9 protein-coding genes are annotated in these 12,715 nt (G+C 57.6%); 8 read left to right on the top strand and 1 reads right to left on the bottom strand.

The window, feature by feature from the left end; translation table 11 throughout:
- Positions 1-44: 44 nt before the first annotated feature.
- The 6 genes from DTA15_RS29370 (at position 45) to DTA15_RS29340 (ending at position 9,190) form a co-directional block, all read left to right on the top strand.
- A complete protein-coding gene (locus DTA15_RS29370) occupies positions 45-1,598 on the top strand; it encodes an IS66-like element ISBcen19 family transposase (protein WP_006484960.1) in 1,554 nt (517 codons plus the stop codon).
- A 1,041-nt stretch (positions 1,599-2,639) separates the two neighbouring features.
- Positions 2,640-5,135 carry a type VI secretion system Vgr family protein gene (locus DTA15_RS29360; protein WP_006481813.1) on the top strand — a complete coding sequence of 832 codons (2,496 nt, stop codon included), beginning with the start codon at positions 2,640-2,642 and terminating at the stop codon, positions 5,133-5,135.
- A 60-nt stretch (positions 5,136-5,195) separates the two neighbouring features.
- On the top strand, positions 5,196-8,078 hold the full coding sequence (locus tag DTA15_RS29355; protein WP_006481774.1) for an SH3 domain-containing protein: 2,883 nt from the start codon (positions 5,196-5,198) through the stop codon (positions 8,076-8,078).
- Positions 8,079-8,087: 9 nt separating this feature from the next.
- Entirely contained in the window at positions 8,088-8,624 is a 537-nt protein-coding gene (locus tag DTA15_RS29350; protein WP_012492469.1) for a hypothetical protein, read from the top strand.
- Positions 8,625-8,636: 12 nt separating this feature from the next.
- Positions 8,637-8,888 carry a PAAR domain-containing protein gene (locus tag DTA15_RS29345; RefSeq protein ID WP_012492470.1) on the top strand — a complete coding sequence of 84 codons (252 nt, stop codon included), beginning with the start codon at positions 8,637-8,639 and terminating at the stop codon, positions 8,886-8,888.
- 68 nt (positions 8,889-8,956) lie between these two features.
- On the top strand, positions 8,957-9,190 hold the full coding sequence (locus DTA15_RS29340) for a hypothetical protein (protein ID WP_041494516.1): 234 nt from the start codon (positions 8,957-8,959) through the stop codon (positions 9,188-9,190).
- A 10-nt stretch (positions 9,191-9,200) separates the two neighbouring features.
- Here the strand turns inward: DTA15_RS29340 and DTA15_RS29335 are convergent.
- A protein-coding gene (locus DTA15_RS29335; protein ID WP_102896096.1) for an IS3-like element IS407 family transposase occupies positions 9,201-10,321 on the bottom strand; the annotation gives its coding sequence in 2 pieces (ribosomal slippage) (positions 9,201-10,063 and positions 10,063-10,321; 1,122 coding nt in all).
- A 70-nt stretch (positions 10,322-10,391) separates the two neighbouring features.
- On the opposite strand from DTA15_RS29335, the gene DTA15_RS29330 reads away from it, so the two are divergent.
- Both DTA15_RS29330 and DTA15_RS29325 read left to right on the top strand, forming a co-directional pair.
- Positions 10,392-10,673, top strand: coding sequence for a TraB/TrbI/VirB10 family type IV secretion system protein (locus tag DTA15_RS29330; protein ID WP_080002281.1), 282 nt, complete (start codon positions 10,392-10,394; stop codon positions 10,671-10,673).
- 109 nt (positions 10,674-10,782) lie between these two features.
- Positions 10,783-12,555, top strand: coding sequence for a DUF262 domain-containing protein (locus DTA15_RS29325; RefSeq protein WP_006481764.1), 1,773 nt, complete (start codon positions 10,783-10,785; stop codon positions 12,553-12,555).
- Positions 12,556-12,715 lie beyond the last annotated feature (160 nt).

The following is a 12,715-nucleotide window of genomic DNA, read 5'->3' as shown; positions in this document are numbered from 1 at the left end:
AGTCACGCTTCCTCCGTCGGCAGGGTTCTGGCAGACTGACCCGCATGAACCCCGCCGACCTCGACGCACTCAACCCGGAACAGTTGCGCGCCCTTGCCGCGCAACTGATTGCCGAGGTCAAGGAGAAGGAGCGGGAAGCGAGTGAACGAGACAGGGAGCTACGCTTCCGGCAGACCCGTATCGATCAACTCACCCATGAGGTCTCGATCCTCAAGCGCCAGCAGTTCGGCCGGCGCAGCGAACAGCTCAACAGCGAGCAGATGAACCTGCTCGACGAGGCCATCGATGGCGACTTGGTTGCCATCGAGATGGAACTCGAGCAACTCGAGCCGACGCGAGCTGAACGGCAACGCGAGCAACCGAAACGGGCACTGCTGCCGCCGCAACTGCCACGCACCGACGTCCATCACGAACCGGACAGCACAACGTGCCAGTGCGGTTGCGAACGCATACGGATCGGCGAGGACGTGAGCGAGAAGCTGGACTACACGCCGGGCGTGTTTACGGTGGAACGGCACATCCGCGGCAAGTGGGTGTGCAAGGCGTGCGAGACGCTGATCCAGGCGCCGGTTCCACCGCATGTGATCGACAAGGGCATGCCCACCGCCGGGTTGCTCGCGCAGGTACTGGTCGCTAAGTACGGCGACCACTTGCCCCTGTATCGCCAGGAACAGATCTTTGGTCGTGCGGGACTGGCCATCCCGAGATCCACGCTGGGTGCCTGGGTGGGCCGGTGTGGCGTGCAGTTGCAGCCGTTGGTCGACGCACTCGGCCAGGCCATCCGGCAACAGGCGGTGTTGCACGCCGACGAGACGCCGGTGCAAATGCTCAGTCCCGGCAAGGGTAAAACGCACCGGGCATACCTGTGGGCGTATACGTCGACTCAGTTCAGCGAACTGCGCGCGGTGGTCTACGACTTCGCCGAGAGCCGCGCCGGTGCGCACGCTCGCACGTTCCTGAAGGGCTGGCACGGCAAGCTGGTATGCGACGACTACAGCGGGTACAAAGCCTCGTTCCAGCACGGCATCACCGAGATCGGATGCGCGGCCCATGCCCGACGCAAGTTCTTTGAATTGCACGCCAACCACAGCAGCCAGGTTGCGGGGCAGGCCCTGCCGTTCTTTACCGCGCTCTACGACATCGAACGCGAAGCCGCAGCACTGGATGCCGACGAACGGCAGCGGCTTAGACAGCGTCGGGCCAAGCCGGTGTGCGACGCCCTCTATGAATGGCTGATGGCGCAGCGCAAACTCGTTGTGGAGGGCTCGGCGATTGCGAAGGCGCTGGACTACAGCCTGAAACGATGGGATGCACTCACGCGCTATCTCGATGACGGGAATGTGCCGATCGACAACAACTGGGTCGAAAACCAGATCCGTCCGTGGGCAGTCGGGCGGTCCAATTGGTTGTTCGCCGGATCACTGCGTGCGGGTCAGCGCGCGGCCGCCATCATGAGCTTGATCCGCTCGGCACAACTGAACGGGCTCGAGCCTCTCGCCTATCTGAAGGACGTGCTGACGCGCTTGCCGACCCACAAGGCCAACGACATCGACGCGCTGCTGCCGCATCGCTGGCAGCCACTCTCGGCCGCCGCCTAAACTCGCTCGTCAAGATGGGTTGGCTGGCCGCTTACCGACGCCCACGATGGCGCGTACGAGAAGTGATCCGGTTCGGCAACAGTTGTTGGTGATGGACGCGGCTCGGTTGACAACGCTGATGGAAAGTCGAGCGGTTCGGCGCGTGCTGGCAATTCAAAACGGCGTCGACACGATTCGGTTTCGACCGGCTCGCCATCGTCGAGAAACGGATCGGGCGAACGGCGAGTCGGATAGTCTGATGTCCTGGAGGACGTCGGCGTCGTATGTCTGACTGCATGTAGTGCGTGATCGGGGTAGGGGGCTTGGGCCCCCCATTCATCGATAGTTGGATCGAAAAGCTCGTACTGAACGGAAGAGGTAACGGCAGTAGGTGTAGGCGACTCTGAGGTGGGAGCTGGAGTAGCGCGCCGTCTGAAAAACAGAGCGACGCCAGTACATACAAGAATAACGGCAACGACATTACCAATCGCGAAGGCAAGAGTGGGATGCATGGAGAGTTCCTGAGCGAAGTGCACCGATGCGGGAGTGCAGCGGCGGAGCGGCCATCGTGGGCCGTGCTCGGGAAAGTGATATATGGATGAATCTTTTTAGAATCGACCGCAGCGGTAGAACCAGGGGGCGCACGAGTTCGTTCTTGAACCGGATGCTCGCGTAGATACATGGCATCGGGGATTCATCGCTTGATGGCCGCACAAAGTAACGGAATGGCCGATAGCTTCGTGAAAGCGAAGCCGGACGCAGCGACTGCTCGACGTTATATTACGACGGATAGATTCGTCGAGCGCGTTGGCATGTGACTGTCTGGCTTTGGAGGGAAGTACCGGCTCACGAAGTTAATCTTCGTTAGTTTTCTGAAAGCAGTGCCTTTATAAGGCGACGAGCGAGCGCGTTTTCCACTAACCTTTGCTATGCTCTAATAACGAAATCGAATCGGTATTTTATTTCTGTTTGCTTTCCGGAATTTTACATTAACATTATCGTCGAATTGTCTGAGAGCAATAGACGTGTTTCCCTAAACGGGGTTGTTGCATGGCATCGGACATGCTGGATAAGGTGCTGCGCGGCGGTTACGCGCAGTTCGATCGTATCGTCAAACTTGACACTCCGCTCGGCGACAACTGGCTCACGCCACTGTACGTCAAGATTAAAGCGCGGCTCGGGCGCAATTTCGAGGTGACTGTCGATGCCTCATCGGTCGTCGGCGACAAGATCAAGCTCAGCGCCCTGATGCTGCAGCCCGTCACGCTCTGGATCCGCCAGACGGACGGCGGCTATCTGCCAATCCATGGCTACGTGCAACAGGCTCGCCGCCTAGGAAACGATGGCACTTTGTCGTACTTTCAGCTCCATTTCGCTTCGTGGTTAAGCTTCCTCAAGCTCAGCAGCGATCGCCGCGATTGGCAGGAAGCCAGCGGCTGGCAGATTCTCACCGACGTATTCGACAAGCATCCACAGGCCTCCGGCAATTATGGACAGGAGCTGCGCACGGCGATGCGCTCGTATTCGCACCGCGTGCAGTGGGAAACCGACTGGAATTTCGTGCACCGCAGCCTCGAGGAAGTCGGTGTGTTCCCGCGCTTCGATTTCGCGAAGGATGGCAAGTCGCACAAGGTCGTCATGATGGACGACCTCTACTTTGGGCCGTCGCTGCCGAATTCGGAGATGAAGTTCAGCCACGCGGGTACCGACGAGGATTTCGACGGACTTACCCAGTTGAGCGAACAGCAGGACGCCCAAAGTGCGACGCTGACGCTCGGCACCGTTGACTACAAGCGGCCAGACCTCGACAAACAGACCAGCACGCCAGCGGCTGACCTGGATGAGTTACCCGGTCAAGGCGAAGAGTATCTCTATACCGGCTCGCAGACATGGGCCGAGTCTGATGCTGGACAACAACAGGCCCGCATCCGCACCGAGGAATGGGCTTCGCGAGCAAAGCGCTATTTCGCGATCGGCAGTCCCCGCTATGCATTGCCCGGCTACTGGTTCAAGGTGTCGGGACATCCCCTCTTCGATGCGTTGCCGGAGGAGGAGCGCGAACTGTCAATCATCGCGAGCGACTGGTTGATCCAGAATAACTTGCCCGGCATGGACGCCCTCACACGATTCCCGCGCAGCCTGCGCAGCGAGATCGAGCAGGTCCACGCGACCGGGGTCGGTACGACCGTGAGCCATCGCGATGGCGGTATCGGATTTTTTCACGTCGAGATCGAAGCGCAACGCCGCAAGACGCCATTCCGCAGCCCGTTCGAGCACGAGAAGCCCGAGATGCACTTGCAGACGGCGATCGTCGTGACGGACAGCGACGAGGAAATCCACACGGACGACGGCAATCGTGTGCGGGTCCGGACGTCGAACAGTCGAAAGGATCGCAATACGAAGTCCACATCGTGGATTCGTGCAGCGATGCCGGACGCAGGCTCGAAGCGCGGCGGCTACTTCCCGTTACGCAAAGATGATCAGGTGCTCCTCGGGTTCGTCAATGGCGACTGCGACCGGCCGGTAATCATCTCGCGACTGCACGGCGGCGTAACGATGCCGGTGTGGCACACGCACGGCCTGCTGTCCGGCTTCCGTTCTCGCGAATACGGCGGTGATGGCTTCAACCAGCTTGTCATGGACGACGCTACCGGTCAGAACCGGGTCCACCTCTACTCGTCGAGCTACAGTTCTCACCTGCATTTGGGCTACCTGATCGAGCAATCCGATAACACGCGCGGCTCGTTCCTCGGCAACGGATTCGACTTGAAGTCTGGCGCGTACGGCGCGGTACGCGCCGAGCAGGGGCTCTATGTATCGACGCAGCCAGCCACTGCCCAGCCACTGAACGTAACGGCCGCCACCGATCCGCTTGCCGGCGCGGAAGCCGTGCTCGAGACCGTGTCGAAGGCGAGTGAAACGAACCGCGCCGAAAGCCTCCAGGACGGTCAGGCCGCGCTGAAGTCGTTCACCGACGCAACGCAGCGCACTGTCGCCGGTTCTGCCAGCGGCGGCCGTACAGCGGGCGGCGGCACGGGCAATGCGAACGGTTTTGCGAAGCCGGTGATGCTGCTGTCGAGCCCTGAAGGCATCGCCGCGTCGACGCAGCAGTCGGTGCATGTCACGGCGAACCAGCACGCGAACGTCGTTGCAGGCAAGAACGTCAACTTGGCCGCCGGTAAGGCGTTACTGGTCAGTGTGCTCGACAAGATCAGCCTGTTCGCGCAAAACCTCGGCATCAAGATTTTTGCGGCAAAGGGATCGGTAGACATTCAGGCGCAAAGCGGCTCGGCCTCGCTGGTAGGGCTGCAGGATGTGAAGATCGAAAGCGCGGACGGACGCCTGATTCTGACGGCCGCGAAGGAAGTGTGGATCGGCGCGGGCGGCTCATACATCAGCATCAAGGGCGGTCTGATCGAAAACGTGACGACCGGACAGATTCTGGAAAAATGCGGGAGTTGGGACAAGCCAAGTGGTGCGAGCGGGACGATTCGCGATCCATTGAAGGCGACGCCGGTATCGACCGACGGCGGCCGCGGCTCGCTTTTCTCCGGCTGATGCCAAGCCGGACAGCATCTGAGCAGCAAGAAAAACGAGAAACGAGAGATTCCGAGAAACATGAGCAATAGCCACCCTACCACGAAGCCAGCCGCGCCGGCCAAGCCTGCGACCGCCCCGAGTGCACCTGCGACAGCACCGTACACGGCGCTAAACTGGGCCTTTCCGTTCTCACCGGTCGGCAAAGATGACCCGGCCAACCCGATGACCTATATGAAGGCGCTGGCATCCGCCGAAGATGGGTTCTATCCACTGGGTGCGAATGGCATGTGGCATGGCGGCATCCACTTCGACCAGAACACGGCTGCGCAGTTGAAGCAAGGCGACGGCATCCGCGCAATCGCCGACGGGGAAGTCGTCGCGTACCGGCTCGACAGCAAGTATCCGGAACAGGACTACCAAGACGGCCGCCACGCGTTGTATTCGACGGGCTTCGTGCTCATCCGCCATCGGCTGAAACTTCCTCCGCCCGCAAAGCCGGAGCCAGCCAAGAATGCTGCAACCCAACCGGCAACGTCATCCACAGCGCCAGCAACGGCGACGCCAGCTCCAACGTCGAGCACTACACCACCCGGCAAGAACGAAACGCTCACGTTCTTCAGCCTGTACATGCACACGATGGACCACAATAGCTACCAGTCGGCGGCAGAACAGGCGAGAGTCGCTCAGGTCGACCGCTTCAAGCTGAACATGGGGCCAATGCCGTATTGGGAAGGCGATCGTTACTATCGGGTCGGCGACAAGGCGAAAGACAAGCAAGAGGTCCCGCTGCCAAAGGTGCCCGTGCCATCATTGCGTGACACGATCAATCGCGATGTACTCGGAGAGTTCATCCAGAGCGATTTCAAGAAGGTGCCAGAACCGGAAGAAGACACGAAAGACACGACACCGCTCCCGCCCCCGGTCACGGGCCTCCGCATCCGTGAGCTGCCGAACGGCAAGAGCAAAATCCTCGGTATCTTGCCGCAAGGTACGGAGTTGACCGTCTCGGACACGGACGACCAAACAAAAGCGAACCCCGGCTGGGCGAAAATCAAGGCGATCAAGTCCGGCACTCCGGCTGCGGCCGTTGTCGGTCAGTCCGTATCGCCGCACGCGCCATACGGGTACGTCTTCCTCGGAGAACTTGATCCGATCGTCGATCCGAAACCGCTGGATACAGTCGTCGTGCTAAAGCAGCCTTATGCGGTGAAGGCTGGCGACGTCATCGGCCAGTTCGGCCACTATCTGCGCTACCCGGACGCGAAGCTATTGCCAGCGAAGCCAACCCGGCCACTGCTGCACCTGGAAGTGTTCGCAGGCCCCGAACTCGAAGCATTCATCCAGAAGAGCCGCGAGCGGGCAAAGCAGTTACCTGCATCCAAAGCATTCCTAGAAATCTCGCCGGGTGCGCGGCTCGTAACCGACCTCCCAGAACCGGACCAGAAACTGCAGCCCGGTACCAAACTTGTACCTTTCGCCGCCGACGCAAAGGGCAAATGGGTCAAGGTGCAACCGAAAACAGCCGCACCAGTACATGGTGGCCGACACACGAAGCCGGTATTCAACGACGCCGGTGCGCCCGTTTGGGTGGACAGCAGCCTCGCCAACACGACCACCACCGCGATCGCGCCGGGCTGGAAGGATTTCCCGCTGAGCTTCTCCAACGCCAAGGGGCCAGGCGCGGATTTCCGTGACGTGTTCCGGAGCGTCGACTTGGAGAAGAACGGTCCGGGGAGCATCGCGAAAGATGACAAGGGGCGTCACTGGTATTACGTGGAGATCGGTACCAAGGACGGTAGTACCCGCAACGGATGGGTGTGCGAGCAGGACCATCCGCTCGTGCGAATGTGCGGGCCGTGGGACTGGCCGGGCTTCGAACTGGTCGACAACAGCAGCATCATGCCGGTCGACATGCTCAAGCGGTACATCCATGTCGCCGAACAATTTCTGGCCGATGAAAGCAAAACCGAATTCGAGGCGAGCGCCGCAACGGTCAATGCGAGCCCGCTCATCACAAAGCTCGAGAAGGCGATTGACACGAATCACGACGGAAAGGTGACAGCGCAGGAGTTGAAGCACGCGCAGGAAACGCCGTGGATAGCTGAAGCCCTCTCCCACCTCGTCGTGCGGTGTGAAAGCGAATGGGGCGGTGGCCTGGGTAAGTGGGAAGCATTGTCGCCGTTGATGAAGAAGCTACTGTGGCTGTGGAAAACTGAGATCGAACGGATCGGAAAATTGCAGTGGTGGGAGCAAGTCACCAGCGTAGAAGGTTTCCCTAAGGAACCGAATCCATGGCATTTCCATCCGGTTGGAATTATCGGAAATTTCAAAGTAAGTAGCAGCACCGCATTGGATGAACTGATAAAGAAGATCGGCGATATTATTGCGAGTGGCGAAGGCGGATATGACGCCTATAACACGGGTACAAAAGATGTTCCGGGTGGCCACGTCGGTCATTCCTATATACACGGGGGACCCGGTGGCCCCGTTACAGGTAAGACCATCAACGAGATTCTTGCGACTGAACCTCTACCAGGGACCAACCCAAATCGATTGTTTGCCACCGGGAAATACCAAACCATCTTCCCTACACTTAGTGCCGGAAAAGCGAGCCTATCTTTGAGTGGAAATGAAAAGTACGATGCCGATATGCAGGAGCGGATGTTTCGCGACTATCTGTTTAACAAGGCTGGCGGCGGTCGACTGTCTGCATTTGTAAAACATGGGAAAGGAACTATCGACGATGCCGTGTTTTCCGCATCCCAAGAGTGGGCGTCAATCGCTGTCCCCAAAGGATATCCGACGAACAAGGTAATTAAACACCCAGATGGGACAAAAGAGAAACTCCTGTCAGATGGAACTTTGACATACTTTCAAAATGAAGGTGCAGCCAATAAGGCCAGCATGACTTCTACTGGTAAGCTACGAGAAATTCTTGAGGAAATCCAGAATTCAAGATAGGCAATCGACATGAAAAAAATATTTATTTCGACTTTTTTGGCATCCCTCGCAATTTTGTCGTTTGGAATTTTTGCCAAGCAACCGAAGATAGATAGCGTAAAAAATCATCCATACACTGAGGTGAAAATTTCTTACGCAACATCGGATTTAACAAAATGCTCCTTCCAGTACAGCCCTGTTGATTTTTGCGACGAAAAGCACGTCGCCACATACAACGACACGCTCAAAACGCAAGCGCCGGACTTTAACGGCCACTATATTCTTTTGACCTACCCTGAATTCAAAAATTATCACCAAAGGTCAGTTGTCGCAATCGACACTCAAACTGGGGTAGTGTATCCACTTCCGATCGATGCGTTTTCTGGATTTATGCACGGCCGACCGGCTGCCAAAGATGAAGGAAAGATCAGCTATTCCATAAAGAGCAACAAAGTATGCATTAGTGGTGCGATGCTGGTCTACAGATCATTTGAAGAAGGAAATTTCTGTTTCGAATTTGTTGGCGATAAATTCGTCGGACATCATACCGAATATATGTACCCTTAAAGGGGACTTCCTATGATGAATTTAATCCGCGTGGGTGACGACACCGATCACGGCGGCAAGGTTGAAACCGGCTCAAATACGATGCGTTTCGACGGCCGCTACGTCGCACGCAAGGGTGATCGCGTCTCGTGCCCCCAGCATCCCGATGTGTCGCCTAACCTCATAGAGGAAGGCGACCCGTCAATGACTGATGATGGCATTCCGATCGCACAGCACGGCCATCGCGCCACATGTGGCTGTCACCTGATATCGAGTCTCGTATGATCGGATCAAGACACTGTATTTGCTCGCCTGTGGCTGGCACCGACCCTTCAGCAACGGAAAAGTTCGCCGTGAAGTTGCCCCTGATCATCCTGTCGTGCGTGGTGATGTTGATGCTCTCGGATGGAGCGCGGGCCCAAGCCACCGATGGCACGGATCCGGATGCGCCCATCGTGGCGAAATTCCATCACATCCGGCCGTACGAAATCACGGAGGACACTCCCATCGCTGTTGGCTTGGAAACGGGTGATCCCGGAATTGGCGGCATTGACCTGCCCCCATCAATAGGGCCAATGGGCTTCTAGCAAAGTCCCTTTAAACCAACTCCTGGAAAGCGGCAGGAGTATCCGCGGTTGCCCGATGTTTCGCCGCAAACTCTGACGGCGCAAGGTAGTTCAGTGCGCTGTGCGGCCTTTGCTCGTTGTAGTCCTGACGCCATGCCGCGATGACTGCCCGAGCATGCGCGAGCGTCGTGAACCAGTGCTCGTTAAGGCATTCGTCGCGGAACTTGCCGTTGAACGATTCGATGTACGCATTCTGCGTTGGCTTGCCCGCCTGAATCAACTTCAGAGCGACGCCGTTCGCATACGCCCACTGGTCAAGCGCGCGGCTCGTAAATTCGGGGCCCTGGTCTGTTCGCACCGCCTTGGGATAGCCACGGAAGCGAGCTGCGCGGTCCAATGCCCGAGCGACATACAAACCTGAGATGCCATGGTCGACAACGATGTCGACAGCCTCTTTCGTGAAGTCGTCGACGACGGTCAGGCACTTCACGCGCCGGCCGTTGGAAAGCGCATCCATCACGAAATCGATTGACCACACCTCGTTGGGGGCGCCCGGCAATGCCAGTTGCTCGCGCTCAATCATTACGCCGTGGCGCTTGCGACGGCGCCGCACAGCCAGCCCTGCCTCACGGTACAGGCGATAGATGCGCTTGTGATTGGCGTGCGTGCCTTCGCGTTCCACTAGGGCGTGCAATCGGCGGTAGCCGAATCGACGACGTTCGTGTGCCAACTCCACCAGACGCGCCGCTAGCACCTCATTCTCGTGGTCTGGCTTCGCGTCGTAATGCAGCACGCTGCGAGAAAGCCCGACAAGCCGGCAGGCGCGGCGCTCGGAGATGTTGACCTTCCCCCGAATCGCCGATACTGCTTCGCGTTTGGCTTGCGGGCTCAGGGCTTTCCCTTGACGACGACCTTCAACGCTTCCATATCGAGCATTGCTTCGGCCAGCAGCTTCTTCAGCCGGGCATTCTCCACCTCGAGGTTCTTGAGCCGGCGGGCTTCCGAGACCTCCATGCCGCCGAACTTCGCACGCCAAGTGTAGAACGACGCATCACTGAACCCGTGCTTCCTGCACAGTTCCTTGACCGGCATACCGGCCTCGGCTTCCTTCAGAAACCCGATGATTTGCTGTTCCGTAAAGCGCTTCTTCATGTTCGTCTTCTTCTCCGAAAACGAACTTTACTAGACTCCGGCTGGCCCTGTTTGCAGGGGGCAGGTCAGCATGATGATCGGCATCGTGTCGCTCAACGTCTATGACCGTTTTGGCAACGTTGCCATTCCGAAGGGAAGCAAGCTGATCGGACAAACGATCAGGCAGGTGAACGACCGCCGTGAGGTTCAGTGGAGCGGCTTGCAGCTGCCTGGCACAGCTACTTTGCAGTTTGATCCGCCGCTTGAGGGTTGTATGCCGGATGGTTCGGCCGGTATCACTGTCTCAGCTCTTCGACAGCCTGGCTCTAGTGTCGCAGCCCTCGTGACAAAGGCTTTCATCGTTCCGCACTGAACGGATACGTGAAGTCCCTTTCATTTCTTGGCTAACAGGCGTGTTTGATGGTTAATGGACCGCTGGCAAGCGATAGGCTATTTCTAACTCACCACACCGAGGCCCAAAATTGACCATCCCGACCATTGAGAGTCAGGACTTGACGATAGCTGGCGTTCTGCAAAGCTTTTACGTTGTTCCCGACTACCAGCGCGAATATGTATGGGAGACTGACCAAGTCGAGCAATTGCTTGGAGATATCTTTGGGGAATTGGGGAGTCGCGACGCCGGATCCGCGCCGGAATACTTCATCGGCAGCATCGTAGTTTGCCTAGGCCATAGCGGTGTTCTAGAGCTTATCGATGGCCAACAACGGATGACGACGCTTTATGTCACCCTGTGCGCTGTTCGCGATCATTTGAAAAAACTCGGGCAAAATCCACCCGGCGCCCTTGAGCCGCAAATTGCTGCAACCTCCACGGATGCCAGTGGGCAGGATCATTTTCGGTACCGACTGGACCTTCAGTATGAGGATAGTGGCGACATGCTGCAACGGCTGGCGACAGGAGATAGCGATAAGCGTCCTTCCGGCCAACTGACACGGTCGATGGCAAATATCTACAACGCCTATCAGGTAGCACGGAGCTTCCTGCATCGCGAATTCGGTGAGAGTGCTGATGAGACGCGAGGTTTCTACGGCTATCTAACCAATCGGGTCAAGCTTATCCGGATCCAGACGCAGGATGTTGCCAAGGCGCTCAAGGTTTTTGAAACGATCAACGATCGAGGCGTTGGCTTGGACTCCATGGATCTGCTCAAGAACCTGCTGTTCATGAAGGCCAACCGAGATCAATTTGAGAAGCTGAAAGTCACGTGGAAAGAGCTTCAAGACACGATTTTTGCGATGGGCGAGAAGCCTCTGCGGTTCTTGCGCTATTTCATCTTCAGTAGCTACGACGTTGACGTGTTGCGGGAAGATGAGATCTACGGTTGGTTGACCAAGAATGAAGCCGTGTGTGGCTACGCCAAGAATCCTCTCGGGTTCGCCAAGGAGCTGGTGTCATCAGCATCCGCGTATCGCCATTTTCTTCTAGGGAAAGACCAGGATGGCAACGCCAATCGTTTCCTCGGCAACATTCAATGTCTCGGTGGCAAGGCCGCGCGTCAGCACCTGATCTTGCTGCTTGCCGGGCGACATCTCTCCGGAGACCTTTTTGACCGCCTGTGCCAGGAGGTTGAAAACCTGTTTTTCTGCTACGTCGTCACCCGCGAGCCGACACGCGACTTCGAGCGGGATTTTGCGCGGTGGGCGGCTGAATTGAGGCGTGTGCAGACTTCCGAACAATTCGAAGCATTTGTCGCGATCCGGTTTGCTGGTGCCCGGACCGGGCTGTCTTCCAGATTTTACGACGCTATACGTCGCTTAACCTCGGATTCGGTCCAGAAATACCGCTTGCGTTACATCTTGGCAAAATTGACCCAATTCATTGAACTTGAGGCATACGGGGAAACTGAGGGGACACGTTGGCTCAGCCGGTATATCAGCGGCGGTTACGAAATAGAGCACATCCTCCCCGAGAACCCCAGCAGCGAGGCCGTATCAGAGTTTGGTGACGGAGATCTGAACGAATTGGCCCAGCGATTGGGCAACCTTGTTCTGGCAGAGAAATCCATCAACGCTTCTTTAGGCAATCGGCCATATTCGAAGAAGCGGCCGGTGTACCTCCAGTCGCAACTGCTACTGACGCGCTCCCTGTCTGAAAGGCCAAAAATCGGCTCTAGCACGCGAATTGATCTGGCTGTCGCCGAGTTAGACCCATTCGACAGCTGGAGTGCCGCAGCAATCGAGAGGCGGCAAATGCTTCTGGCTGATCTGGCGCGGCGAACATGGGATGTCATCTGAGGGCGCCTACTGCCCCAGTTGCGTTCCCTGCGCAGGAGAAGGGCTTCGGACAGATGGTCCGGCACCGAGTTCGTTTGTGCCGATGGAGATTGAATGATAGGTGGTCCATCAATACTCGCCAGCTTTGACCGCTGACCGGCCCCGTCCTGGTACAGCTCGC

Origin of the sequence: Burkholderia cenocepacia (assembly GCF_900446215.1) — a bacterium.
Taxonomy (GTDB): Bacteria; Pseudomonadota; Gammaproteobacteria; order Burkholderiales; family Burkholderiaceae; genus Burkholderia; species Burkholderia cenocepacia.
Note: the sequence above shows the minus strand (reverse complement) of the source record. Positions and strands in the feature narration are given on the sequence as shown.

Coding starts and splice junctions, on each gene's coding strand:
- DTA15_RS29345 (WP_012492470.1), top strand. CDS start 8,637: ATGATGAATTTAATCCGCGTGGGTGACGACACCGATCACGGCGGCAAG.
- DTA15_RS29360 (WP_006481813.1), top strand. CDS start 2,640: ATGCTGGATAAGGTGCTGCGCGGCGGTTACGCGCAGTTCGATCGTATC.
- DTA15_RS29355 (WP_006481774.1), top strand. CDS start 5,196: ATGAGCAATAGCCACCCTACCACGAAGCCAGCCGCGCCGGCCAAGCCT.
- DTA15_RS29350 (WP_012492469.1), top strand. CDS start 8,088: ATGAAAAAAATATTTATTTCGACTTTTTTGGCATCCCTCGCAATTTTG.
- DTA15_RS29370 (WP_006484960.1), top strand. CDS start 45: ATGAACCCCGCCGACCTCGACGCACTCAACCCGGAACAGTTGCGCGCC.
- DTA15_RS29330 (WP_080002281.1), top strand. CDS start 10,392: ATGATGATCGGCATCGTGTCGCTCAACGTCTATGACCGTTTTGGCAAC.